Annotated in this window: 27 protein-coding genes and 1 pseudogene; 18 read left to right on the plus strand and 10 right to left on the minus strand. The window is 44.1% G+C overall.

Going from position 1 to position 25,355, the window contains the following annotated elements; all coding sequences use genetic code 11:
* The first annotated feature begins 61 nt into the window (after positions 1 to 61).
* The 4 genes from MKX64_RS22740 to MKX64_RS22755 all read left to right on the plus strand — a co-directional run bounded on the left by MKX64_RS22740 (position 62) and on the right by MKX64_RS22755 (position 3,507).
* Complete coding sequence (locus MKX64_RS22740) at positions 62 to 658, plus strand: TetR/AcrR family transcriptional regulator (protein WP_095266446.1); 597 nt, start codon at positions 62 to 64, stop codon at positions 656 to 658.
* Between the two features lie 172 nt (positions 659 to 830).
* A complete protein-coding gene (locus tag MKX64_RS22745; protein WP_341037523.1) occupies positions 831 to 1,859 on the plus strand; it encodes a helix-turn-helix domain-containing protein in 1,029 nt (342 codons plus the stop codon).
* Between the two features lie 50 nt (positions 1,860 to 1,909).
* Complete coding sequence (locus tag MKX64_RS22750) at positions 1,910 to 2,704, plus strand: SDR family NAD(P)-dependent oxidoreductase (protein WP_341037525.1); 795 nt, start codon at positions 1,910 to 1,912, stop codon at positions 2,702 to 2,704.
* A gap of 308 nt (positions 2,705 to 3,012) precedes the next feature.
* Positions 3,013 to 3,507 (plus strand): GNAT family N-acetyltransferase, encoded by a 495-nt coding sequence (locus tag MKX64_RS22755; RefSeq protein WP_341037526.1) that lies wholly within the window; start codon positions 3,013 to 3,015, stop codon positions 3,505 to 3,507.
* A gap of 448 nt (positions 3,508 to 3,955) precedes the next feature.
* Here MKX64_RS22755 and MKX64_RS22760 read toward each other — a convergent pair whose 3' ends face one another.
* Entirely contained in the window at positions 3,956 to 4,711 is a 756-nt protein-coding gene (locus MKX64_RS22760; protein WP_095266449.1) for an SDR family NAD(P)-dependent oxidoreductase, read from the minus strand.
* A 235-nt stretch (positions 4,712 to 4,946) separates the two neighbouring features.
* Here MKX64_RS22760 and MKX64_RS22765 point away from each other — a divergent pair, with 235 nt between their 5' ends.
* From MKX64_RS22765 to MKX64_RS22775, 3 genes are all read left to right on the plus strand, one after another.
* A complete protein-coding gene (locus tag MKX64_RS22765) occupies positions 4,947 to 5,330 on the plus strand; it encodes a MerR family transcriptional regulator (protein ID WP_095266450.1) in 384 nt (127 codons plus the stop codon).
* 73 nt (positions 5,331 to 5,403) lie between these two features.
* A complete protein-coding gene (locus MKX64_RS22770; protein WP_095397117.1) occupies positions 5,404 to 6,165 on the plus strand; it encodes an SDR family NAD(P)-dependent oxidoreductase in 762 nt (253 codons plus the stop codon).
* A 103-nt stretch (positions 6,166 to 6,268) separates the two neighbouring features.
* The gene (locus tag MKX64_RS22775) at positions 6,269 to 6,751 is read left to right on the plus strand and encodes an SRPBCC family protein (protein ID WP_341037529.1); all 483 of its coding nucleotides are present in this window, start codon (positions 6,269 to 6,271) and stop codon (positions 6,749 to 6,751) included.
* A gap of 158 nt (positions 6,752 to 6,909) precedes the next feature.
* Here the strand turns inward: MKX64_RS22775 and MKX64_RS22780 are convergent, their stop codons facing one another.
* Both MKX64_RS22780 and MKX64_RS22785 read right to left on the minus strand, forming a co-directional pair.
* Positions 6,910 to 9,174, minus strand: a complete 2,265-nt coding sequence (locus MKX64_RS22780; RefSeq protein WP_341037531.1) for an alpha/beta hydrolase family protein — start codon at positions 9,172 to 9,174, stop codon at positions 6,910 to 6,912.
* 342 nt (positions 9,175 to 9,516) lie between these two features.
* Positions 9,517 to 9,981 (minus strand): VOC family protein, encoded by a 465-nt coding sequence (locus MKX64_RS22785; protein WP_341037533.1) that lies wholly within the window; start codon positions 9,979 to 9,981, stop codon positions 9,517 to 9,519.
* 576 nt (positions 9,982 to 10,557) lie between these two features.
* On the opposite strand from MKX64_RS22785, the gene MKX64_RS22790 reads away from it, so the two are divergent.
* From MKX64_RS22790 to MKX64_RS24335, 5 genes are all read left to right on the plus strand, one after another.
* On the plus strand, positions 10,558 to 11,025 hold the full coding sequence (locus MKX64_RS22790; RefSeq protein ID WP_341037535.1) for an HIT family protein: 468 nt from the start codon (positions 10,558 to 10,560) through the stop codon (positions 11,023 to 11,025).
* A 156-nt stretch (positions 11,026 to 11,181) separates the two neighbouring features.
* The gene (locus tag MKX64_RS22795) at positions 11,182 to 11,745 is read left to right on the plus strand and encodes a hypothetical protein (RefSeq protein WP_341037536.1); all 564 of its coding nucleotides are present in this window, start codon (positions 11,182 to 11,184) and stop codon (positions 11,743 to 11,745) included.
* A gap of 166 nt (positions 11,746 to 11,911) precedes the next feature.
* Entirely contained in the window at positions 11,912 to 12,376 is a 465-nt protein-coding gene (locus MKX64_RS22800; RefSeq protein ID WP_341037538.1) for a DUF2691 family protein, read from the plus strand.
* Between the two features lie 225 nt (positions 12,377 to 12,601).
* Positions 12,602 to 12,883 (plus strand): hypothetical protein, encoded by a 282-nt coding sequence (locus tag MKX64_RS22805; RefSeq protein WP_341037540.1) that lies wholly within the window; start codon positions 12,602 to 12,604, stop codon positions 12,881 to 12,883.
* A gap of 235 nt (positions 12,884 to 13,118) precedes the next feature.
* Entirely contained in the window at positions 13,119 to 13,298 is a 180-nt protein-coding gene (locus tag MKX64_RS24335; RefSeq protein ID WP_095397115.1) for a DUF2197 domain-containing protein, read from the plus strand.
* A gap of 375 nt (positions 13,299 to 13,673) precedes the next feature.
* On the opposite strand, the gene MKX64_RS22810 is transcribed toward MKX64_RS24335, so the two are convergent.
* A complete protein-coding gene (locus tag MKX64_RS22810; RefSeq protein ID WP_095397113.1) occupies positions 13,674 to 14,288 on the minus strand; it encodes a TetR/AcrR family transcriptional regulator in 615 nt (204 codons plus the stop codon).
* A gap of 40 nt (positions 14,289 to 14,328) precedes the next feature.
* Positions 14,329 to 15,807 (minus strand): NAD(P)/FAD-dependent oxidoreductase, encoded by a 1,479-nt coding sequence (locus tag MKX64_RS22815; RefSeq protein ID WP_095397112.1) that lies wholly within the window; start codon positions 15,805 to 15,807, stop codon positions 14,329 to 14,331.
* Between the two features lie 462 nt (positions 15,808 to 16,269).
* Here MKX64_RS22815 and MKX64_RS22820 point away from each other — a divergent pair, with 462 nt between their 5' ends.
* Positions 16,270 to 16,557, plus strand: a complete 288-nt coding sequence (locus MKX64_RS22820; protein ID WP_255222916.1) for an ATP-binding cassette domain-containing protein — start codon at positions 16,270 to 16,272, stop codon at positions 16,555 to 16,557.
* Positions 16,554 to 17,063 (plus strand): hypothetical protein, encoded by a 510-nt coding sequence (locus MKX64_RS22825; protein WP_095397111.1) that lies wholly within the window; start codon positions 16,554 to 16,556, stop codon positions 17,061 to 17,063. Before MKX64_RS22820 ends, MKX64_RS22825 begins: the two co-directional genes overlap by 4 nt.
* 168 nt (positions 17,064 to 17,231) lie before the next feature.
* Here MKX64_RS22825 and MKX64_RS22830 read toward each other — a convergent pair whose 3' ends face one another.
* Positions 17,232 to 17,600, minus strand: a complete 369-nt coding sequence (locus tag MKX64_RS22830; RefSeq protein ID WP_095397110.1) for a hypothetical protein — start codon at positions 17,598 to 17,600, stop codon at positions 17,232 to 17,234.
* Between the two features lie 261 nt (positions 17,601 to 17,861).
* On the opposite strand from MKX64_RS22830, the pseudogene MKX64_RS22835 reads away from it, so the two are divergent.
* A pseudogene (locus tag MKX64_RS22835) lies at positions 17,862 to 17,981 on the plus strand (AraC family transcriptional regulator); the annotation flags it as partial.
* Positions 17,982 to 19,271: 1,290 nt separating this feature from the next.
* On the opposite strand, the gene MKX64_RS22840 reads toward MKX64_RS22835, so the two are convergent.
* The 3 genes from MKX64_RS22840 to MKX64_RS22850 are packed head-to-tail and all read right to left on the minus strand — an operon-like array spanning position 19,272 to position 21,662.
* Entirely contained in the window at positions 19,272 to 19,979 is a 708-nt protein-coding gene (locus MKX64_RS22840) for a DNA alkylation repair protein (protein WP_330163951.1), read from the minus strand.
* A gap of 35 nt (positions 19,980 to 20,014) precedes the next feature.
* Entirely contained in the window at positions 20,015 to 20,761 is a 747-nt protein-coding gene (locus MKX64_RS22845; RefSeq protein ID WP_155617769.1) for a MerR family transcriptional regulator, read from the minus strand.
* The gene (locus MKX64_RS22850) at positions 20,736 to 21,662 is read right to left on the minus strand and encodes a DUF2268 domain-containing protein (protein WP_330163952.1); all 927 of its coding nucleotides are present in this window, start codon (positions 21,660 to 21,662) and stop codon (positions 20,736 to 20,738) included. Before MKX64_RS22850 ends, MKX64_RS22845 begins: the two co-directional genes overlap by 26 nt.
* Positions 21,663 to 21,985: 323 nt before the next feature.
* On the opposite strand from MKX64_RS22850, the gene MKX64_RS22855 reads away from it, so the two are divergent.
* The 3 genes from MKX64_RS22855 to MKX64_RS22865 are packed head-to-tail and all read left to right on the plus strand — an operon-like array spanning position 21,986 to position 24,420.
* Positions 21,986 to 22,762, plus strand: coding sequence for a MerR family transcriptional regulator (locus MKX64_RS22855; protein ID WP_341037544.1), 777 nt, complete (start codon positions 21,986 to 21,988; stop codon positions 22,760 to 22,762).
* Positions 22,713 to 23,681 (plus strand): ABC transporter ATP-binding protein, encoded by a 969-nt coding sequence (locus MKX64_RS22860; protein ID WP_341037546.1) that lies wholly within the window; start codon positions 22,713 to 22,715, stop codon positions 23,679 to 23,681. The genes MKX64_RS22855 and MKX64_RS22860 overlap by 50 nt, the downstream gene beginning before the upstream one ends.
* Positions 23,665 to 24,420, plus strand: a complete 756-nt coding sequence (locus MKX64_RS22865) for a hypothetical protein (RefSeq protein WP_341037549.1) — start codon at positions 23,665 to 23,667, stop codon at positions 24,418 to 24,420. The genes MKX64_RS22860 and MKX64_RS22865 overlap by 17 nt, the downstream gene beginning before the upstream one ends.
* A 39-nt stretch (positions 24,421 to 24,459) precedes the next feature.
* On the opposite strand, the gene MKX64_RS22870 is transcribed toward MKX64_RS22865, so the two are convergent.
* Entirely contained in the window at positions 24,460 to 25,200 is a 741-nt protein-coding gene (locus MKX64_RS22870) for a class I SAM-dependent methyltransferase (RefSeq protein WP_341037552.1), read from the minus strand.
* Positions 25,201 to 25,355 lie beyond the last annotated feature (155 nt).

Below are 25,355 nucleotides of genomic sequence, written 5' to 3' on the forward strand. Positions count from 1 at the left end.
ATACGAACTAAAAGCCTTCTTTAATTTTTTATTCATAATCGTCAGAAAGCAGGAATAAGGAATGAATGGTTTTGAAAAGAGGACACAAGCGAAGAAAAATCAAGTTCTGGAGGCAACTTTTAACTTGATAAATACTGAAGTCGGCATCGAAAAAGTAACGATGGATGACATTGCCAGACATGCTAATGTTGGTAAAACGACAATCTTTAAGTATTTTGGGAGCAAAGAAAATCTGATCCATGAGGTGTTTAAGTATTTTATAACTCAAATGAGGGATGAGGCCCGAAAAATTATGGCCGAAAATAAACCGTTCGAAGAAACGATCATAGCCATGAGTCAAATAAAAATTCATTTTCTGGAGAAGATCAACAAGCAGTTTTATTTGGATTTAATGAGTTTTTTTACGGAGAAGGACGATGACGGATTATCTCTGATGATGCAGGACCACGTCAAGGAAAGCTACAGTCTCATGTTGGATTTGTTTCACCGCGGTCGTAAAGAAGGTAAGGTTGATCTGAAATACTCGGATGAGTTTCTTCTGATTTATTTCCAGGCCCTGGTTGAAGGGATCTCCAGCCCGCATATCTACTCGAAAATTCTCCCTTATACCGCTCAATGGACGGAATTACTGATAAAAGGGGTTGCTCCGAGCAAATAAAGCACTACGTTATGGCACAGTTGAAACAGCAGATCCCCATGCTGCGAGCTCACCACCAATGAATGAACGGGGTAGCCTCGTCCCGTACGAATAGGCTATAATCAGTAGAATCCATGATCCACGAGCTTCGTGGATCATGGTTATTTGACTTTGTCCTTGGAGGTCGGCAGCCATGAATAATCCTTCCGCAGACCATATCAAGATCGCGCCAGGTTTCTGGACTAGCCTGAGGAAGATCGGGGTGGAACCCCTGGATGTAGCGCGCCAAGCACGTTTACCGTTAACCGTCATCACCGAACCGTTAGTCACGACAGCACAATATTATTCGATCTGGCAAGCCTATGCCGAACTAGTCGGGGATATCGCTGCAGGAATCGTCGAGCTTGCAAGCACATACGAGACAGCTCAGTATCCGCCGGATGCTTTGGCGACCTTTCACGCTCGCGACTACCGGGACGCGTTGAACCGAATGGCGCGTTATAAGCGAATGTGCCCTCCGGAAAACTTGAGGATTCTGGAACAAGGCGATCAATGCTCGATTGAATTGGAGTGGCAGCATGCCGAGCTACCCGGACCACCGGTGCTTGTCGGTATTACGCTCGCCTATCTGCTTGAGCTCGGGCGCCGGGGCACCGGCCATCACCTCAAGGCTCGATCCGTCGAGTTCATGCACCCTATGGGCGACGTTCAAGCCCTAGAAGAATATTTTGGCTGTCGCGTACAGACGGAGTCAGATCGCAACCGGCTAACGCTGAATTGCGAAGATCTGAACCGTCCGTTCACATCGTACAACGAAGAACTTCTTAAGATTCTGACTCCCGCCCTGGAGCGTACGTTAGATGAACGACAGAGTCAGCTCACCATAAGCGATAAGGTGAAGTGGATCTTGTCTCGATGCCTAACTCGAGGAAGATTCGACATTCAAACCATAGCTTTGGAGCTCGGAATGAGCGATCGTACCTTGCAGCGCAGGCTGACAGAAGAAGGCGTAAGCTTTAAGCAGTTGCTGGCGACAACGAGGCGGGAGATGGCCATCGCTTACTTGGCCGACCCTGCGCTGGAGATCAAGGAGGTCGCATTTCTCGTCGGCTACGAGGATCAAAATTCATTTTATCGCGCGTTTCGCTCATGGACAGGAAAGACTCCAGCGAATTGGCGCGCCGCGCAAGAGAATTGGCGCTCGGCGCTAGTTACCGAGTAGGCACAACGATGTATCATAATCCCTATCCAAGATATAAGGAGTGCAGGAAGATGGATATGGGATTGAAGAACAAGACAGCTTTAGTAACGGGATCAACGAGAGGCATAGGCAAAGCGATTGCTCTTGAACTTGCCAGGGAAGGCGTTCATGTACTCATCAATGGTCGGAACAACGATGACGTTGAGCGCACGGTAACTGAGATCCAAGCGGCGTTCCCGGAAACGGAACCTCGAAATGCAACCGCCGATCTCGTCGACTCGTTGCAAAGAGAAGCTCTATTCGCGAATTTCCCCCACGTCGATATCCTCGTCAACAGCATGGGCATCTATGAGATCATGTCCTATGACGACGTAGACGATGCCGTATGGGAGAAGTATTTCCGGACGAACTTTCTTGCCGCTAATCACTTAAGCAAGTTTTATTTGCCTTCCATGCTGAGTCGCGAATACGGCCGTATTATCTTCATGGCAAGTGAGGAAGCCGTTATGCCTTCCGGACAGATGCCTCAATACGGTGTCACCAAATCGATGCTGTTGTCATTATCCAAGAGCTTGTCCAAGTTGACCCGCGGCGCTGAAGTTACAGTGAACACGATCCTGCCGGGACCGACCCTCTCCGAGAACGTGCTGCAGATCATTGAGAGCATATATTCGAACGAAGAGATGAGCTTCGAGGCTAAAGAGAAAGACTTTATGACGAGGAACGTTCCCCAATCCGAAATCGGGCGGTTTATCAGACCTGAGGAGATTGGCCGATTGACGGCTTTCCTTTGCAGCCCGATGGCTTCCGCCTTTAAAGGATCCCCGATCCGCATGGATGGGGGCATGGTACCAACAATCTTTTAATTCTTCGCTCTAACTAACAGAAAACATCAGAACAAGAGAGTTAGCTCCCCCACAGGCATTGGGCCAGCAGGGGGGCTATTTTCATTTGGATTCAATTCAACGAATTCAAATCCGGACGCCTCAGACAAAGACTTTCTTCACTGCCAGCTGAATTGCTCAATAGCGAGTACAAAGAGTCATGTGCCATTTCGAGCCATCAGCTCCAGCACCCACCAACCATCTCGCTGGAGCGTTTAATTAAAACCGACTTTTCCCAAATAGCCTGTGGTAAAATAGGCACGATAACCCACAGAGCTGAGGTGATATGAATGATTACGATTAAACCGCTAGAACCTCATGCGTTTGATTTTTTTATGGATATGCACTACGAATCGATTCACATCCTGGAGGGGAAGCCGGCGAAGCATGAGCTGCTTAACACACCATCTCTTAAGAAATATCATGAAGGCTGGGGGAGAGAAGGAGACCGGGCATTAGTAGCTCTCCGGGATGGTCATCTCGCGGGGGCGGTATGGTACAGATTGTTCGACGCAACAAACAAGGGTTACGGGTACGTCGATGACGATACACCGGAGCTTGGCATCGCAGTCCACCCAGAATATCGAGGAAGCGGAATCGGACGAATCTTAATGCATGAAATCATCAAACAGGCAGAGCGCGATGGATACCCATCGCTTTCCTTGAGCGTCGACCCCCATAATTCTTCCGCCGTGAAGTTATATCAACACCTGGGATTTGTCTATTGGGGGATTTCCGGAACATCATGGACCATGAAACTTGATATTCAGTCCCCTTCGGCCTAGAACCCTCACGAGCTGCACCCTGTTGGCTGGGGACACGATACGGTCTGATAGAAGTCGCTATTATAGCGGCTTTTATTTTTTTATCGCTATACGATACGTTTATTGGATGTATGCTCATCAAGCGAAGGTGTAACCAATCCTAACGATATTGCGAAGCTTTTATTCCCCGCGATCCTGAGCGGAAGGGGCGAGAGCCTTCTTATTAAGATCATTCAAGCATGCTGTTGAGCATTACACAGCGGAACAAAAAATGCGTTAAATGGTGAAAGCTTTAGTAATCTCCAATAGGATGAGTACCCTCTGCAGACTATCTGCGAAAGTAGGATGAATTCAAGTCGACAACCAAGAACCCCCCTATAAAACAAGGGGGGTTTAGGGTAGCAAACTTCTCGTCAATACTTAGTGACCTAAATTTCCCTAGCGGGCTGCTCACTGCGACGATTTGCGATTAGATATTCTGCCCACCTGAGACTTCGATTCTTTGTGCATTAACCCAGTGATTGTCAGATTCAAGCAGGTTGGCGACTACAGGACCGATATCCTCGGGCAGACCGACTCGACCAAGTGCTGTCATCGAGGCAAACGTGTCGTTGTATGCAGGTATGTCGCGTACAGAGCCTCCTAGAAAATCGGTTTCGATTGCCCCAGGCGCAATAGTATTGGCGGTAATACCTCGGTGACCAAGTTCTTTAGCCATATAGATGGTCAGAATTTCGACCGCTCCCTTCGCCGCAGAGTAGGCGGAGAATCCAGGATAAGATACGCGAGTAAGACCAGATGAGAAATTTACAATACGGCCACCATCTGCGAGAAGTGGCAGAAGGGCCTGAGTTAAGAAAAACACACCCTTGACATGCACATTGAACAGGCTGTCGAATTGAGCTTCTGTTGTCTCGGCGAAGTCGCTCATTTCTCCGTGACCGGCATTGTTCACCAGATGATTGAACGTGGGGCGATCCCAAGTCGATTGCAAGGTCGAACGGACTGTCTCGGCAAAGGCCGCAAAGCTGGCGATGTTTCCAACATCGAGTTGTAGCGCCACTGCTTTACGACCCAGAGCTTCGATTTCAGCAACAACAGACTTTGCTTCTTCTACCTGGCTGCGATAGGTCAGGATGACATCACCGCCATGACGTGCAATACTGATGGCAGTATTGCGACCAAGTCCGCGGCTGCCGCCAGTGACGATCGAGATATTTCTCATTGTAACTTCATCCTCTCTTGCATCATTATTTATTACACAGTTATCATAAGAAATAAAGTTCACTTGAAGTCAAGGTTTTTTTGGCGAATTAATAATTATATAATTAAATAGAGAAATTCTGTGCTTTCATCGCTTTCAAACCTTTGTTTACGGCAAAAAATTTAGCGTGATTTTTTTGAAAAGCCAAGAAAACATTTAAAGTAAACTTTAAGGGAAAGGAGATGAAACCTTACTAATGTGGACAATAGGAGAAGTAACTGAATTGACAGGAATCGCGGCTCCAACTCTTCGATATTACGAAAAGGAAGGACTGCTTCCACATGTGAAGAGAAATGAAAATGGAAAACGGTTATATGACGAAGAAGATTTAAGCTGGATACACTTTGTTACTGCACTTCGGGCGACAGGAATGCCGATTGCTCAAATTCAGAAGTATGTGAACTTGTATAAAGAGGGAGATTCGACGATTTCGGAACGAAAAAGGATGATGCTTCTTCATAAAAAAGAAATTGAAAATAGTATAAGGGAACTCTATTTTAATTTGGACAAAATAAATTATAAACTCGCTCTATATGATGTATTAGAATCACAGCTTGAAAAGACTAGCATAAAAATTTGACATCGTTCACACCGCTTATCTTGTGTATGTTAATATATTGGACAATAATTGCTAGGGAAAAGGAGAACCGACTATGAAGATCGATCTTTCCGGAAAAACAGCCTTGATAACGGGGGCGACGGGAGAGCTTGGGCGTGTCATCGCCCGCACGCTTGCGGAATGCGGCGCGGATATTGCCTTGCATTACCATAGCAACGAAGCGAAAGCGCTGGAGCTGAAGAACACAATCGAGGCGCTCGGGAGACGCGCCGTTGCTGTCCAGGCAGATGTCACAAAGCAGGATTCTATTGAGGCGCTGAAACAAAACGTCGAGGCCAGCTTGGGTCAGGTAGACATTGTCGTTGCGAACGCGGTTGTACAGTACAAGTGGACCTCTGTGCTGGAGCAGCCGGCCGAGGACTATACGAGTCAATTCGAGTCCTGCGTTCTGCAAAATGTTTATCTGGCGAAGGCTTTCATACCAGCCATGATCGAGAAGAAGGGCGGACGTTTCATCGGTATTAACACTGAGTGCTCCATGCAGAACTTCCCGTCTCAATCCGCTTATGTAGCTGGCAAAAGGGGCATGGACGGCGTTTATCGGGTGCTGGCGAAGGAAGTCGGCGAACATCAGATTACGGTCAACCAGGTAGCCCCGGGCTGGACCATCAGCGAACGCGAGCGCACGAACGGCATTGCTGAAAGCGACGATTATATCGCGCGTGTGCCGCTCAAGCGACGCGGCACCGATCAGGAGATCGCGAATGCCGTTGTCTTTCTGGCTTCAGACTTAGCCAGCTTCATCACCGGAGCATATATCCCAGTCAGCGGCGGCAACGTGATGCCGGCGATCTGAGCATTTGGCGAAACACGATCGAATCCCTAAACAAATTGTAATTGTTTTTTGAACAATTAGTGGTGGATAGCAATACTTCAAGAATAAAAAGAAGGGGAATGAAATGATGAATGAATACGGTACACTACATGAGTCAAACGGTCGTTATGCTTTAAGATTTGAACGATTTTTCCCTCATAATCCAGAAGCTGTTTTCCTTGTCATTACGAAGCCTAGTTACTTCTCCCAATGGTACCCTTTCGCAACAGGGGAGGTGGATCTCAGACTTGGTGGCAAGATTGCCTTCGATGACGGTGAAGGAACGACATATCAGGGTACCATTACAGAGTTAGAAAAGCCCTATATATTTGGTTTCCGTGAAGTTGATGATCTGGTAAACATATCATTGCAGGAAGAGGGTAGCGGGTGTCGAATGATCTTTACCCATACTTTTAGCGATGATTCATGGGCAGTTAATACCGCAGCAGGATGGCATAGGTGTCTGGATGTATTGGACCAGATCATCAATGATAAACCAATTAAGTGGCACGATAACGCAACAAAGCTGCGTAAAATCTATAGTGAAGCATTTAATATGGAACGTTAAAATTATCAGATCATTCTAAGGCAATCGGTATAGCTAGCTCGAGCCATTATTGAGGTCGGGATTAAAAATAATAACCATCTTGAACCTGACGTAATACGCGGGTCAAGATGGGATATCTGGGGTTATGCGCGTTTATCTATTTATTAGGCCATTTGCTGTTAGCGTTTGTTGTTACGAATGCCGATGTCCTTAATCATAACGTTACCTTTCGCGGTTTGGTCAAAAACAAAGCTGATTTTTCTGATATCCTGCGGCACCAAGTTGGAGTTCGCATTGATAAAGTCAGACACATCAAAGGTGAAGTTTTGAAAGATCGGCTCCTTGATTGTCTGAATGAATCCAAGCGGCCGTTTTGTGAGGACTCCTTCAAACATGGGAAGCAGAGGAGATACGTGGCTTAACGGCAAGCGGCTGACGTTTCCGTATTTATCTTCCACAGATACCGTCAAATCGACTAACGCGTCCGTTTCACCGGTCTTACGATCTGCATCATTGTTTGCTATTGAAAATACTATGGTGCTTTTCTCAGACATTTCGATACCCGAATCGGGCAGAATGACTTTGTAGGCAGGAGTGGATGGTGCAGCCGTGTTATCCCATTCCAAGGAAACTGCGCTGTATTGGTCATCCGTAAGTTCCATCTTCACTTTGTCTTCCATCCAGGCTTTAAGTGACTCTCCTTCCAAGCGTCCACCGGGCAACGTCGTTGTCCCGGGATCATAATCCTCTTCATAGCTGCTGATCATAGTGGTGTTCCCATCCCAATAATTGCTAACATACATCGTTTCAGGCACCCATTCCCTGGCGTATCCCAGATCTTTAAACACCATTCGGTATTGGTCATTCTGCTTGAGGGTGGCCTCTAAAAAGGATGAGATCAGCACTTCCGCCGCGCGAAACTGTTGTTCACCAGGGAGAAGTTCGGCGTTGTTAAACAGCATGTTTCCCACCCCTATAGCATCGTGTCTTCCCCATACAGTGTTGAACTGTCCATGATTCGCACCATAAATGTAAACATAAGATTTGAAGAATTCGCTGTTATCTGAGAATTGAGTACGGTAATATTGATTTGCTCCAACAAAAGAGTTGACGTCCATATCGTTGGAGCCGTGCAGGGCTAAATAGTTTATGTCCTGGAGTTCAATCGGTTGACCGCTTGGTTTGTATTGCATGTCGGTACCAGCAATTGAGATAAGCGAACGAATGTTGAAATGGTAGTCGAACTTGATGTTTGCGTCCTCGGGATATGTCGTCAATTCATTATAAGCCGCAGCTATTGCAATGGCTTCGCCCCCTCGAGAATGTCCCATCAGCGCGATATGTTGCATGTCGACTTGGCCGTAGAACGGATTTCCTTCAACGGAGTTCCACTCATCCCACGTCTTCAAATGCTCCAGTAACAACCAACCTCTAGCGCGATTTTCGTCTTTCAATCCATCAAGAATAAACAGATCGTCGTACGGTGAAATGTTCAGAAAATTCTCATCAATCGAAGCCAAAATATATCCACGACTTGCTAGCAAATTGCCCAAATAGGCATAGCCCGGATCGGAAAAGTCCGTCGCTAGATGGTTACCGTGTACAATTAACACTAGCGGGAAGGGGCCATCGCCATCAGGATACCAGACCGTGCCGTTTAACGGCATGGCTTCCGGACCAAAGCCAAAAGTGCTTGTCCGCCGGGAACTCCAGTTGCCCACAAAGGCAGAACCGTCAACGGATTCTGTCGTCAGTCGTCCTTCGACGTCAAGATCCTTACGGTACGTTGGATCGCTTGCATAGGTTATGGATTTTACGCGAAATGCTCCGGGTTCCGCCGGATCGGCCATGGTCGTCTGGTATTTCTCCGATATTTTGACGGTTTGCAGTGGGTAGGGAACTTGAAGCTCAGCATGACCATCGCTCGTGAGCCAGTATCCCAGCACGCTGATCAAAACGAAGACCGCAGTAGCGCCTCCGCCTGCCGTTACTCTGACCCATCTTGCGGCATCGCGATATGCTCCCTTCATTAAGCGGTAAAGCAAGGTGCCAAGTAGGGAAGAGGTAAGGATGATGGAAAAAAGAACAAGCAACGTTAGAGGCATGGGGCCTAAAAAGCTGATCAGCAGCAAACAAAATGAAGCCGTCATAAACCATATATAACGCGAAGGTATTTTTTTCGCCCAATGTAACAGCCCGGCAATGATGCCCGTAACAATAAGGATTGCAACCAGGGATAGTAAGGTACCTACGAAGTAGTCCGTAATGCCCCGTGATCCAAGATAATAATACGCTTGCACGAATACAATGCATAACGTTACGAAAGATAAAGCGAGTACGGCTCCCTTCCAACTTGAGTCAAGGGGAGTGACATTGGGTAGAGAAAGCTTAGGTAACGACCTTCCTTTACCTCCATTTTGAGTATTTGGACTGATTATTTTCATGGATGTTCCGCCTTTCGAATTCTGTTCACTTCGCTCACACGATTTAGCGCTGGATAAATTCAGTGGTAAACGAAGTGTCTTTCAAGGGACTTCATTTACCACTGAATGGATTATCGTTGCAATAGAAATGTGGGAGCCAGCTTTGAAAAGTATAAGGCAAAATTGAATTGGTAACCTCCGTCTGGAGGCGGACTTCGATCATGCCCATTTCAGTTGTTATGATGCACCTAATATACCTAAATCCGGAAAGATTAGCGTAGAATAGCTTTTTTTCATAAATCGTGCCTCCATCGGTATATTAAAAAAATGGCCTTCAGTTGGAAGACCATTTCTAAGCACGAGTTACTGTTTGTTCGATATTACGTTATCAAGAAACTGATCTGCGTCGCTATTGAACTTCCAGTTGACCCCAAATTTATCAACTAGCATTCCAAAGCATGAAGACCAAGGATAACTGGATAATGGCATGATGACGTGGCCGCCAACAGACAAATGATTAAAGTATTCTTCCAGTTTTTGCTTATCGTGAATGACTAGACTAATCAGAATCGTATTCCCTTTCACCAGCTCACCTGTTACCGCCTTCATGGAAGGCAAGATGTCAGACATCATGATTTTCCCACCTGCGAATTCAATGGAAGACTCCATGATCATATTTAACTCATTTTCCGGCATTGGGTAGTTTGGATCTTGTGGGATATCCCCAAATTTCACTACTTTTACTTCAAATGCGCTTAAAGCCTCCGAATAAAATTCAATCGCTTGTTCTGCAATTCCATCAAAGTTTAAATAGGCAATAGCTGACATAAAACATAACCTCCTTCATGTTATAAATGTAATATAATTTATAAAATATGACAGATGTATGTCACCGTTTCCGTCTCATATTGAAGAAAAAAGAGGGGAACCGATGGTAAGATTGAGAGATCAACATCATGGTATTGCTGAAACAAGCTGCCCTACATCAAACTGGTGGAGGCGCACATCTTTTTTAAACTATGCTGTCTGCTAGCGTTTCCCATGAATCTAATAAGTTTCGAGCGCTGCTCAATGAATGCATCAATGTTTTATCTGTAAATTCATGTATATATAGTCATATGAGATCACAAGAAATAGTAATGAATGGAAGACAAATTCAAATTGTTAATTTGATGAAGGAATCATCATTGAGAACTATCATGAAGGAGAAATAACAATAGGTACGAAGGGAAGTTTGTTAGTATAATCGAAGAAGTGACAACATCAGCTAACATTATATTCCGCGGTGGATCCTGTCAGCTCCTTGGTTCGCCCGAAGTGGTCGGCAGAGCCGGGAACCAGGCGAACATCCCTGGGAACCTTAAGGTCGCGGCGACCCCTCTGGGGCTTAAGGTTCTCGGGTTTGTGAACACAACAAGGTTAAGCGAAATATCCGAAAAACCTAAATTACAGCATCTAAAAAAACCAAGACTTAATCGAGGTGTATTCATGGGAGATTGTGTTTACTGCAATATTACATCCAAATTCGATCATGAAATTGTATTATGTAATGAGTATTGTATTTATACGCTGTTAAAAGTACAAGAAATAGAAGGTGCTGGCATAATTGTGCCGCGGGAACATCGTGAAACCTTATTTGATTTAAGTCAAGAAGAATGGAATGCAACCTATCAATTATTACATGAAGTAAAACAGTATATAGATAAGAAATATAAACCTGAAGGATATAATGTGGGTTGGAACTGTGGGCATGTAGGGGGGCAAAATATATTTCATTCCCATTTACATATAATTCCTAGATATTCTAATGAACTATACGCAGGTAAAGGCATAAGATATTTATTCAAGAGCAAAGAGAATAGGAAGGATTAAAACAATATTTTATAGCTGACTCAAAGAAGGCGGATGCTTTGTATAACAACGCATTCGCGCTTCATCCTGAGAATAAAAACAAGTCTAAGGAGGTGCATTTCCATCTCTTACACAAAGCCAGTAATTACAGAACCATATCATGAATGTCCGGTTTGGATGGAGAGTGAGATAGAACTTAAAGAATACATTTGTTTGTCCCCCGAAAGTTCTGAACACGATGTTGAGTTATTTTTAATGCATCTATTCGGATACAACAACATTGATGTAAAACAGTCCATGAATGCGTCGTTTGATGAACTTCTGCAGAAAGATACGGTTGCAATTTCAGGTGGTGTTGCATTTTTTGAGAATGAAGAGAATTATATAATGCCAAGCTGCTGTTGCGGATTAGAAGAATGGGGGACAGTTTATACATCTATAAGGAATAGAATAAGTCCGTGGATGGGGCATGATCCGTCTCCAGGAATTACTTACCTTGATGATTATGTTAGAGTGTGGTCTGATGATCCCGAGTCAAACATAAAAACCAAGTTAACATTTATTGATTTTAGCTATTCAGAAGTTCTGAAGAGTTTAGCGAGGACAAAGGCTGATCTAATTGGTTTTATTGAGAATCCATTATTTTCATGGATTTCTAAGAGGGATATAGAACTTGCCATTAAGTTTAAACTAAAGATGTATCAGTGGTTCATGGAAGATGTAATTGAAAGTAACTCGTAGGAGTCAGGAACTTCAGCTAACACAACACGCATCGGGTATTCGCTCTCGGTCCCAGAAGCGGCTTCGAAGAAGTGGTTGCTGTGAATACTACCCGGCATTCGCCGGGCGTCGTGAGCTCGGAAACGTTATCTGAAATCGCTGCAGGAAAGAATAAGGAGAAGAGTAGATGATAAGGGGAATTAGTTTTGAAATTCCAAATGAATACGGAAGATATCTCGAAGATATATTAAAACCTTTTAAAGTCGAAGATCATAATTGGTGGATTGGTGGGGAAGAGTCATACATTATATTAGATGGCAAACTGGATGCACTTTTCTCGGGGTTAATTGAATGTATGGATGGTGTAACACTAAGAAACGTCATTAAGAACAACGATTATTATTTAATATTCCAAGACCTTAAAGCTTTTCCTAAAGGCAGTAAACCAATTGAAATTATAACTTACGATGATTTTCTCAGTAGTAACTGCGAATTGGCATTATTAGTTGTCGATAGTTCTTATACAACAATTTATTGCAAAAATGCCAAGTTAGTAGAAGGGCTATATTCTAACGCCAAAAAAGAGGCCTATGCAAATATAAACTACATAACTGACGAGAATGATTTCAGAACAAGCCTTTCTGTATGGTAGGAAAGTATGAATGCAAGTAAATCAGGAAGGCAGTGACACCGGATAACATTACATTCATACTTCGTCGCTGACACTCCTTGGTCGCCAAGAGCAATATCGTAGAAGCTTATTCAGGCGACACATTCAACCAGCTAAGTCTTACGACCCGCAACGTTTTAAGCCGCTTGAACGTCAGGAATGCAAGAACGTTATAGGACGTTCTACTAGTTCACAGAGGGTATAGCGTTGGGTGCAACCAAGAAGAGAGGTGATGTGAAAATGATGAAGGTAAAATTAAGGATTCCATTGTTTATATTTGCGCTAGGAATTTCGGTGTTTTTATCTAACTTGGTTAGTGGTGCTGAAAATATTGCTTATTTAGTTATTCTGATATCGTTAGTTGCTGTTTTTGAAAAAACGAACTTGAGTGAAAAAAAAGTTAATATCCTATATGGAGTATTAATAGCGATTGCGGGCTTAGCAATTGAATTTTCAACTGAGCCAGGAGATTACCTGCAGTTGTTTTAGTTGATAGTGCTCGGAAAGTGAAAAACAACCCCATCGGCTACTCAATCCGGCTGTCGCTGTTTCATTGACTAACGCACTTCCGTTGTGCGAATCGTACGGATGCATCTACGCTTTTTCGATAATACGATATGTTACCTGCTATAAATTATAAATGAATCGCAAGGAATATACGAGAGAGCTGGTTACAATCTTCGATATATCAACTAAGAATTGATGTCTTACCAAGGGGGTTGCAATGTTTTACTATGATGTACTTTGCTATAATTGCAAAAAAACATTCAGGGTATACGAAGGATCATTAAAATATAAACAAGCTAAGGAAAGAAAGGTTAAGGTTTTTTGTTGCGAAGATTGTGCTGATAAAATACGCATTGAAGCAATTTTGAATTTAATGCGCGGGATTAATCGTTTTTAATTTTTGATGTTCTCAACGATTATCTTCAAATAATGCACTAAAACGTCGCGACACAATTAAACCAAGCAACTCCGTCAATGGTGTAAATGCTAAAGAAATGAGTGGATTAATCCATAGATCAAGTCAATAAAATTTGACAACAAGTTGATAGGGAAAGAGCGCTGCTGGAGTTTCTCTACAGTACCGGCTGCCGAGTTGGAGAGGTGGAGAAGATCAATCTCCTAAAATTATTCAGGAAAAACGACACTGGAGCGAGAAATGGCAATCCGTTAGTAACCGATTAGTCCAAGATGGCACTTGGGCCGGAAAGGTTTCGGTGATTGATCAGGATCCCACGGGACTTGATCAATCACCTTTTTAATTCCTGAGTATAGTTTAGCGCTCTTGGACGCGCGGACCCGCTACAATTCGCATGAGTATATCCGCATCTGGCAGCTGATGATCATCATCGATTGGCATGTTGAGTGTAATCAATGCGGACAGTATGGTCAAAAATGCGGAAATGAGCTGGCAGGCATCGCCTTGTACGAAATCCCCAGTCTGCTGGCCTTCCTCGAACAAAGGAAGCAGCAGATCAATATAGCGCTTCACGGAAAAATGCTGCAGCAGTTGTTTAGCTTCAGTCGGCACATCTTCAGCCGAATTGGCCTGCTGGATCAGCTTGAATGGATATTGTGTGCTTTCCTCTTTCAGAATGGTCGCAGTAAAGATGCGCAGTTTGTCATAAGGGGAACCAGGGATCTCGTAGATCCTCTCCATCTCCCGAGCAGTTTCCTCGGCAACTTGCCGGATCAGGGTGACGAACAGCTCTTCCTTCGATTCGAAAAACCGGTAGAGCTGGCCAGCACTAAGATTGGCTTCTTCAGCGATCATGCTCATCTTGGCTCCATGCAAGCCGCGTTGGGCAAATATCTTTAAGGCAGCTTCTAAGATTTGCTGTCTTCGCGTTTCTCGCCGTTGAATCAACTGTTCTTCGGATAATGGTGTCACGGATTAGGCACTCCTTTTACTACTTATTTGCTGTATATGATCATGATGATGGCATAAGTTGCTCTATGGTTGCGAAGGGAGCTCGCTCAAATGAAGGAATCATTTGTTCCAGTCGTTCATGCAGCGGCCGATCCGAATCCTCGATCCATCGGTCTAACCATTGCTTAGCTTCACCGGAACCACCCGCAGCCAGCAAGGATGTGACCACATCCGCATTAAACAGTTCCTGCGGGGATAAGAACAAGGAGTTGACGAGCCAATATAATCCGAAAATGTCATAATTGTCATGCTCCGTAGACCATTTAAGGACATGTTCGAAATAGTGCTGCACGAACGTCAAACCTTGAATCGGTTGTGCACCGATGTGCTCCACGCCTTCCCAGCGAAGGTCAGACACGACATTTAACCACCAGGCCGGCTCGATGATTTCTTGTATCCGATTAAGGACTTCCAGTTCGAAGTCAGGTTTGGGGAGACTCAACTGTTGGTGAAGACATGCTTCAAGAATCTCCGCTTCTATCGCCGCAAGCGTCATTCCTTGTCCGTAAACAGGATCAAGTTGACAGAATGCGTCTCCCATGACAAGCAATCCCGAAGGCCATCGCTCCATCTGGTCAAATCGCTGCCTTGTCAGTTCCGGAACCCGAAAACCACGTGGCTGCCCGATCGGTTCCAGTCCTTGCAGCGCTTCATTCAATAATGGGTTCCCTAGTTGCCGAATTTCTTGTTCGAATAATGCCGGATCGGTGGAGGGATAACGACCGTTCAAATTCCAGAGTACCATTTCTGCTATATCGTTTTCAATGATTGAAAAAGCGCCTGCATGTGACGCCGCGCGAGGATTGCCTTCCATGCGAATCCCATCCAGCTCTTCCTTGCGCCCTACAGGGATGCGATAACGTCGTGTACTGTACCCCAAAGATACTTTTAATCGCTCAGCCTGCGGAACTTCATACCCGAGCTCGGATAACCATTGAACAGTTTTGGAGAAACGGCCGCTCGTGTCGATGATAAGGTCTGCCGCCATCGTGATCTGCTGACGTTCACCCGAGGTACGCTCCCTGATAACAATGCCTGTTACTCGTGAATGATCTTCTGTCGTTTGAAGATGAATCACATCATTCAAGCCAAGCAAAAGAACATTATCGATACCCTGAATATAGCTGCGTATGACCCATTCGAACAGGGCCCTGCTGAATGACGCATCGTGATTTTGTTCGACTGCGATCATCCGGCCGTAAGGGCTGATAAGATGCGTGGTCTTCCCAAGAGTGGGGTGAGCTCCATTGTTGATTAATTCATTAATGAATCCAGGGAATAAACGGTTTAGAATAATCCTGCTGCGAGGCGTAAGCCGGTGGGGCTGAAAGGCCTGAGGTGTTCCGGGACGGTTTTCAGGCTCCTCAGGAAAAGCGTCTCGGTCCACAATGATAACCTCGCCATAAAATTCAGACAGCACTTTGGCTGCCAGCAGTCCGGCGATACCTCCACCAATAATAATCGCGCGTTCCATGTTCATAAATTCATTCCTCCTAATTTAAAATTACGACTGATATTTCAAAGAGTTGTCGAAATGGCCCATGGGGCCTATCGAACGGAGTAAAAATGGACGTGTTAGTATTAATTCATGAAATGATCTCCTTTCAAAAATGCTGAGTGCAAGTAACCCTGAAAAAAGCTAAAAGAAAGTTCGAGTTTTTGAGAATGAATGATTCATTCTTAAAGTAAGTCATTTATTTCGGATTGTCAATCCCTTCGAGTATTTTGGAGAGAATATGTAATTAACTTATGGAGGAATGGCGAATGATTCATCTTGATTTGAACATCCTCCATATCAGCTGAAATTAGGAAATTGCAATACCTAAAGACAGAACAGTTTTAATAGTTTGTTACAACCACCTTCATAAAGTTATTTGATATAGTTTTGATGTGCGAAAGGTAATTAGATCATAATTTGATGACCGATCGAAAGTTGGGATAGATGAGGGGAGAAGTTGATGGAACTTATTCTTCAAGACCTGAGGAAAGTTATGGCAAAAAACAAGTGTTGGCCGGCGGGGACTTTCGTTTTGAGCAGGGAAAGATATATGGGCTGCTTGGGCGAAACGGGGCCGGAAAGACCACATTGTTCAATTGTTTAAGTAGGGAGACACAGGCAGATAGCGGCAGTATCAAGTTAATGGATCGTACGTCGGTGCGCGATTTGAAAGAGGACGATGTTGGGTATGTGTACTCGCTGCCATGGCCGGTGATGTGGAGGGTTTGGTGAAAAATGCAGATTATATTGTTACAGGAAAATTTGAGCGCTCTTCGGAAGCGTGGGAAATGCGTAAAGAACCTTATTACAAAGAAGGAGACCTTTACAATTTTAAAGTAGACACCAATTTACTTGGAGATCTCACTGAAATTATAAAGGTAGGAATTCCCCACTTCCAAAGACTTACCACATCAATAGAGGGGAAGGAGTACAGTGCAGATATCATTGAACCTCATTATGTGAAGCCTGAAACTGATAAACAGTATGTGTTATTTTTGAGTAAATATAATGATAATTATGTGCCTTCTGTGTCTCCGTTTATTATAGAAATAGATGATCAGGACGCCGCCATTCTAAAATACAACTCGGATAACGCTCCGAAAACTTTTAAAATATCTGGAACTGAAAGCATTGAATTTAGTGGGGATGATAATGATTACAGTGAGATTGACGAAATTACAGGCATGAATAAGAGCACGCTCATTGAAGCTATAAAAAATCAGATTCAGCAAAAATAAACCAATTATATAAATTAGAAATTCAAATGTAGTAATGGCTTAATATGATCAGCAGCGGCACTAAACTGATCAGAAAATTCCTTAGAATGCTCGTATTCTTTTGGCAAGCTATTCAGGAATAACTTGATCTGTTTGACCACTTTTATGTGTACATCAGAATCTGCTCGATTACCTTCTAATTGATCTTTTTACAAGATAACCATATTCATCCCTAAATATTAAAAAGTCATTGATGAGAACATTAATATCAGGGAAACTTTTAGTATTTTCTTTTAGGAGAGTTAATCGGTCATTCACTAAAATAATGGAAGTATACACATCAAACATCTGCTCAATTTCTCTATTAGACTCTATCTCACTGGTTTTAGCAAGTGTATCATCCAATTTCTGTACTCTTGAAACAAAACCAGTATAGTAAGTCGAATTAACCTCAACTTCTTTCTTACTGATTAAGTTTTCAATTAAAATAAAGGTTGAAGCAATAATCAATATAACGACAATGGCTATGATGCTTTTAGAAATTTTTTTCTTCTTCATTAGTTCAACGTGTGGTTCACATACGCATAATTGCTGGCAACGAGAACTAATAGCCCTCCCAATAAAATTAAAACTTTCTTTTTCTGCAATTAAGCAACCTCCATAATGTTCTTGTTATGTACACAACATTAGGTATATTATCATCAATAAAGGGAATAGATCCATCTGTATGATTTACCAATTATGTGGAACTTAAATACATTATTCTATCATGTTGCTGGTAATGGACATAGGTGTGAAGCTCGATATATATATCTATAAATCACCGGTATCACGTTATCTGTGTACATCCGAAGTCAACGATTGACATTGGCTTTTGAACTGCAGACAACCGATGCAAGGATGATCGATGTAGCCATGAAATATGGATACCAATCGCCGGTCAGTGAAGGCATAAGAAGTCACATGTTTTAACTATGTTCTTTGTCTTCAGTTAGGTAAGTGGAAGAATGTTCCTTGCCACATCTTGTTTATAGGATAAGAATTGCCATTGATGGAGGGTGCAACTAGGATAAGTTTTGACTAGATGCGGATAAGCAAGAGCGAAGTCTATAGCAATGCCGCCCTATGGAGGAACCTACTAACGTAATTTTATGAAGTTTCAAGGTAGTGAAACGCGATATGTTGGTTGAGTATAGTGGAGGGACCTATCCAAGGGCACCCTATAACTGAAGCCGAGTATAAAAAACTATTGAAATAGGAAGATGCATGTAAAATCAATAATACAAAGGGATTTAATAACATATGTACAAAATACGAGTTTTGTGAAAAAGAACTTAGAGACTATATGCGAACTCATTTATATTTTTCTTCATAATTGATTTTGCTCCGCCCACCACTTATGGTGTCCGTAGCGCGATCGATCCATACCACCATCAATTAACGTTCCACAACCTAACTTTGTGATTTCAATGTAATCTTATTTCTTACAAATGAGACTATGTTTTTTAACATTAAGAATAATATTATGATCAAGAACGCATTATAGACAATATTCTTAGTAATGGTAAGAACACTACTCCTACTAACGAGGTCCGAAGAAACAGAATCCTTCTTTAAGAGCAAATAGATGCACAAGTTTTCTGCATAGTCAATAAAGACAATCAGTAAAGCTGCTAACGATAAGACGGCATTTTTACCACGAGTGAGCTTTGACAGAATCAGAATACAAAATAGAGAGAATAACAAAGGATACACCATGTCTAGCGGTAATTGAACATTTATGTAAAAGTCCCTTCCTTTGTCTGATATTGTGGATAAAAAGAGCTCTACGTCATTTACACTGTAACCGGATGCCCTCATATCTAATGGGAGCAAATGATTAGATTCCTTCGACAAATAAGGAAACGTATAAAACATCATTATTAAATACAAAATCTGTGAACTTACCAATGTGGCGATAATGAACTACCATTTCTCTCTCAATGTACGTACATACTTATTATTTTTCATGAATGGCTTCTCCTACTCTCAGCTTTTCTTCATAGATTATACCTTAGATTATCAATACTCCATTACCTCCTCCGGAATGAAAATAACTCCGTCTTCAGTCGTATGCTATGGCAGAATTATCCATCTCATCAGCTTACCGCCTGCGTATTCCGCAGCTTCTAATGCATCAGCGAAAGGTGTGCCGCATAGAACGGCCCCCACCTCTTTCGCTGTTACTGGTTAACAAATGCAGGTCTTTTTCTTGTTACCGACTCGGTCCATCGCCTCGATTTTGGCGATATATTCCGTTGCGAGCGGAACTTTGCATGCCGTATTGCCGACATCCACATGCACTTTGCCGACCGCCTCTGCGACTGCCTTTGCTTCCTCTGTTAATGCCTTAACGTATGCTCCGACCGAAATCACAAAGGTATTCATCACATAGCGGACCCAGTTGCGCTCGCTGTGGATGGTATCGCGCACTCTGATCAAATAGCTGCGTACCTCCTCCATATCCAGCGCTTCGTCTGGCGCAATCGACACATAATTGGCATAGGTGCTCCATCCGCTCACAGCGACCAGTTCCTCAGGCGAATCAATCCACGCCACCGCCAGTTCACGCGCATACGGACTTTCTGCGGCCACTCTCGCTACCGTATATTCGGCAGGCGCATGCCAATTAGCGCCAGCCACCCAATGCTGCAGCTGCTCCTTGGTGATCGTCTTCGGATTGACGCTAAGTCCAGCCAGGTACATCGCATCATAGTTGCCGGATTCATACAGCTGCAGAGCGAGCGCTTGGTCTTTTTTTACATGCTTAACGAGCTTCTTCATATCCCCGATTTTGACGCCAAAGAGCGGCTCTTTCGCCCCATGGCGAATATACGTGCTTTTCGTCTGCTCACTGCCCATGTCAGCCAATGCCTGTATAATTTCTTTATAGGTCACCTATTGTCACGCTCCTAAATACTTAACTTTGAGCTTCACGATGGAGATATATACTGCATAATCGCGCTGTGCAGGAAATCTGCAAAATCCTCGCCATATTGATTAAGATAATCTCTCATCCGCCTGTCATATTTGTACGTATCGGCAATGCAGGTTAGCAGATTTGAATCACAAGTCATGAGATGCTCCAGGCTCTCCCTCCACTCTCGGATCAGTCGCTGCACTTCATCGGAAGCAGGAGACGCGTTCATATGGGATGCCATTTGTTTAAACACTTGTTCTACGCGAGAAAACAGCTCCCCTCTTTCGTCTGCTGGCAATTGCTCCAATCGCTCATTATATTCCTTATACGCCTCTGTTTCGCCATAAAAGAAGCTCGCCTCATTCGCATATTGCTCTTGCAAAGGCAGCACGGAAGAATGATTAAAAATCTGCAAACTGCCGATATCCTTCCCTGAAACGTATTCTTCGATGGCTGTCTTGATTGATTCTAGTTGTTGAATTCTCGATTGTACAACGTGGCGCTGCTCGTTTAGAATGTGTTGCTGTTCCTTCCTCGTCAGCTTCACAATGTCCGCAATTTCTTTCAAGGAAAAATCCAGCTCCTTAAGGAACAAAATCATTTGAAGCTTTTCCAGACTGCTTCGATCATACAGACGATACCCTTTTTCCGTCAAATGCGTCGGTTTAAGTAAATCAATTCGATCATAATAATGCAGGGTCCTGGCTGTAATGCCGGTAATCTGAATGATATCTTTAACCCCTAATAATGGTTTCTTCATCCCAGAATCCTTTAACTTCATCTAATATTTGAGCAGCAGGTGTTATTGTGGCCTCATAGATCGTTCTTCCTGTTACTCTTAAATAATACTGGATTAAATAATATCCGCAAGCATAGCCAGCGCTATAGGGCATATTGACGGGTTTCAAGTTTTGCAGTTTAGCGATCTCGTCACCGTAAAGGTATGGAGCACATTGATCAAGCCCGGTTACATGTAACTGCTCTCTGAGCACTGGCTTGATGCGCCTATTCAGTGTTTCTGCGTCTGTTTTGGCTACCCAGGGACCGAGCCATTCCTCACCATACAGAAACGTAGCATAGCTTTCAGCTAATCCTTCACTTACCATGAGCTCCCCCAAATTAACGGTGTGATCCCACTGAATAAATTGATACCGCACATTATGGTTGCATTCGTGCGCCAGCGCAGCCTTCATTCGAGGAATCGTATACTCATTGGGCAAGAGTGTCGCCCAGATAAACCCGGGAATGCCCCCAAAGCCGCTATATCCTTCGTTTATCGTTAAGGCACGGCTGTCCGGATTCCCTAATTGAATCGTAAACAAATAATCGGATACGGGAAGGTGAATATCATGCTCTACAAATCGATGTAGGCTCTTCTTCACGGACTGCTCACATTCTAACCAGAACGATTCAGACGAAATCATCTCGATCTCTGCCGAAATCCGCGGGGTAATCTGATCCGGAGATCGATGCATCATATTATTAAACGTAATGACGTCGAAACCATTCGGATCTTCCGCTTTGAACGGTATCTGCTGAATTTGCCATTGTTTCATAAAGGGCGCCAGCATTTCGTTTCTGAATAGTTCCAGCTTTTCCTCGGGCGGTGCCTGGGCAACTTTTTGATAAATAAGGTCTGAGCGCAATGTTTGGATGTTCACTTCTATCACTCCTTGTTGTGTGTTCGTAGTGAATTAAACACTATGACCTAGCGTCATAGTCAAGCACTTTGTCTCTCCCACTGCCCACGATATACGAAAAGAAAGACTGCAAATGAAAAAAGCCGCTATGATAGCGACTTTCACATTAACCATGTGCGGAGCGTCATGCTAAATCAATGGATTTCCGACTATTTGAACTCAATTCAGTCGGTTCAAATTCCTATCGCGTGCGGTGTATTCAGATGCATCGATCCGTTGGTTGAATCAAGGCCTTGCATATGACGTAACGTAATATGATTTAATGGAATCAGGAGTGAGCGCCCATGACTGAAAAACGATATACGGTAAGTGAACTGGCTAGATTATCCGGGACTACCGTACGAACAATTCAATATTACGACCGTATCAACCTGCTTGTCGCAACAAGGGCCGGTGAGAAAAACGCACGATACTATACAGAAGCCGATTTGATGAAGCTGCAGCAAATCTTATTCTTCAAGCGAATCGGCCTGCCCTTGAATGAGATCAAGCATCATATCCTGAAGTCCGATCACGCGTCAGATATCAAACAGATTCTAAAGAATCAAGCGGATCTACTCCTACGACAGGAGATGGAGATCAGAATGAGCCAGACGATCATTAAAGCCATTCTGGCCTCCATGGAGGCAGACCCTGATCAAAATCTGGAACCGATCATTAAACTCGTACTCGGTTTAAACAAGCAAACGGTCCTCGACTATGCACATGCGGAGTTCGATCTGCAGACGCAGCAATTATTTGAGAATACATCTGAGGATGATTATCAAGAGCTCATTGATTTTTATTGGCAATGGAAGCTGCTAATCTTGGAAGCGGCCGCCTATAAGCTTAACAATGCTTCGTATACATGCCAGGCTGGGTTTGAGTTGGGCCGGAAGTGGGAGGAATTTATCAAACGTTCGACTAATGATGACCCGAAGATGTTGACGGCCTACGCCAAAGGACTTGAACAAAGCGATCATTGGCCGGAAGAAGATTTGTTTTTGTATAATTTTGCCAAGGATTATATCGATGGCGCTCATCACTACTATCTCACACAAAAGGGTGATGCAATTGATTAAACTAGCCAATCTGACGAAAAAATACGGGACCAAAACAGCGGTCGATCACTTGAATCTGGTGCTTACACCTGGCACAGTTACAGGCTTTCTGGGTCCGAACGGATCCGGCAAATCGACCACAATGAAAATGATCATTTCGCTCGTCCGCCCTACGCTCGGAGACGTTGTCGTCGATGGAAAATCATATTCAGATTTACCTGAACCGACGAAAAGAGTCGGTACGTTAATCGATCCGTCTGCATTGGATAACAACCTTACAGCCAAGCAACATCTATCCATCATTGCTACCGCAGCTAACCTGAATCCACGACGGGTAGATGAAATGCTTCAGATCACAGGTTTGGAAAATGTCCAGAATAAAAAAGTTAAATCGTACTCCCTGGGGATGAAACAGCGGTTAGGCGTGGCGACCGCCCTGCTCGGCAACCCTGACACCATCATACTGGATGAACCGTTTAACGGCATGGACGTAGACGGTATCAAATGGTTGCGGGGGCTGTTCAAGCAGCTTGCGGAGAGCGGGAAATGCGTTGTGGTGTCCAGCCACTTGATGAGCGAAATTCAAGCCGTAGCCGACCGCGTGGTTATTATCGGACAAGGCAAGCTGCTGGCGGATATGACGATGGATGAAATGAACCGAAGGAGTTTAAGCTCCTATATTTATGTCGAGGCTGACGACCTGGACAAGATAACAAGCGTCTTGCTGGATAAACAAGCGAGTGTCCAACCGAGCAAAACAGGTCTTGAGGTCAGAAATTTGGACGCCAAAGAAATTGGCCGACTCGCGCTCGATAACCAAATCATTCTACATGAATTAACAAAGGTTAATCCGTCCCTTGAAGATGTATTTACGGAGATAACCGATGGAAAAGCAGACTATGTTGCCAAGGGAGTGACCATGCATGAAGCACTTGATTAAAGCTGACTTCAAAAAAATGATGTTCCTGCCGAGCTATCGGTATATGATCTTTGCCACCATCCTGCTCAGTATTCTGTTCGGGGTGATCTTCCTGTTCACCATCGAGATTACACAAGGGAAGGTACTGTCGGAACTAACAGGCATGGAGATGATCGATATTACTTTACTTGGGATGGATGTAGCCGCGATTATGCTTATCATCTTTGCCGCTATTTTTGTTAAGAAGGACCTGGCATCAGGGGCTGTTCATACGAACCTGGCCATGACACCCATACGCAGCAAATACTATCTCACGAAGCTTTCGTTCATAGCCATACTGTCCATGCTGATCAGCACGGCCCTGATCTTGATATTCTTCGCAGTCAATCAGTTCATCATATCGATGAACCAGATGGAGGCCTTGTCTCTAGACTCCGCAATTTTGGCCAAAGCCATCGGATCCATGCTCATGGTGCTATTCTACAGTTCGCTGAGTGCGGCGGGTGCTTTTTATTTCCAGTCCACACCCGGAGGAATATCCTTTGCCTTAAGTGTCATGTTCCTCCCCGCCCTCGTTAAGATGTTCCCGGAAGACGTGTCGGAGCTGCTATTGTCCGTATTTCCAGAAAAATCGCTGCATACATTGTTCGAGATGAACGCAGTTAACGGATCCTGGGCCGGCGCGCTAACGGTTCTTCTAATCTGGATCATGGTGTCATGCGCAATCGGATTATGGCGATTCAGGAAAATGGATTATTGAACACGCGAGAATCGGAGAATGTAATTTGCTATGCTTACTTCAGCGCAGCGTTTTGATGGCTGATATGATGAGGAACATAGGGCGTCGCAATTCGTCCTGCATACCAGGAATTTGCGCCAGCATGTCCTCCGAAGGCGTCGGCTCCTTTACTGCAGTAATCGTAAAACCCGCCTCCATGACATCGTTCATATAGGTTGATATCGTGCGGTGGTACTTGATTACGTTATCCGTTAAAAATGATGTGCTGCGCACGCCTTCTGCCTGGTAATCATCGAGCGGCCAATGCAGACGGTTTCCTTCGTCATCATAATGCCAATCCTGCTCGCTGCGCGATGTGAAAATTGGATGCTCCACAGAGAAGACGAACCTCCCTTCTGGCTTCAGCAGATCATATACCTTGTTGCAGATTGCAGCAAACGATTCGATATAATGTATTGCCAGCGAGCTGATGACCACATCAAATTGGGCAGGGGAAAACTGGATATCCTCAATCGGCATAAGCTGGTAAGAGATGTGAGGATCATCTGTCATTTCACGGGCTTTGCGCAGCATATTATCTGATATGTCTACACGGATAACGGAGCTAGCCTGCTGCTGACGTGCATAGCGGCAGTGCCAGCCAAAGCCGCAACCCAAATCGAGTACCTGCTTGTTGCTCAAATCAGGCAGCAGTTCTCGCAGCACATGCCATTCTCCGGCCGCTTCGAGCCCTTGAATAGACCTTGGCATTTGTTCATATTGTGAAAAAAATGCAGCATCGTCGTATTTATTTTGTTTCACGATTAAGCCCCTCCGATTTGTTGGATCGATTGCCCATTAAATAGCTGTTTAGAAATGTTCAAAGATGCTATTCATTTAGAGCGGCTCCTTTTGAAACTGGTTTTTCTCTTAAGCTGATAACCGCTGGGATTTTTGATAACTCCTATTCACAGCCT

The organism is Paenibacillus sp. FSL M8-0334, assembly GCF_038000405.1.
Classification (GTDB): domain Bacteria; phylum Bacillota; class Bacilli; order Paenibacillales; family Paenibacillaceae; genus Paenibacillus_AQ; species Paenibacillus_AQ campinasensis.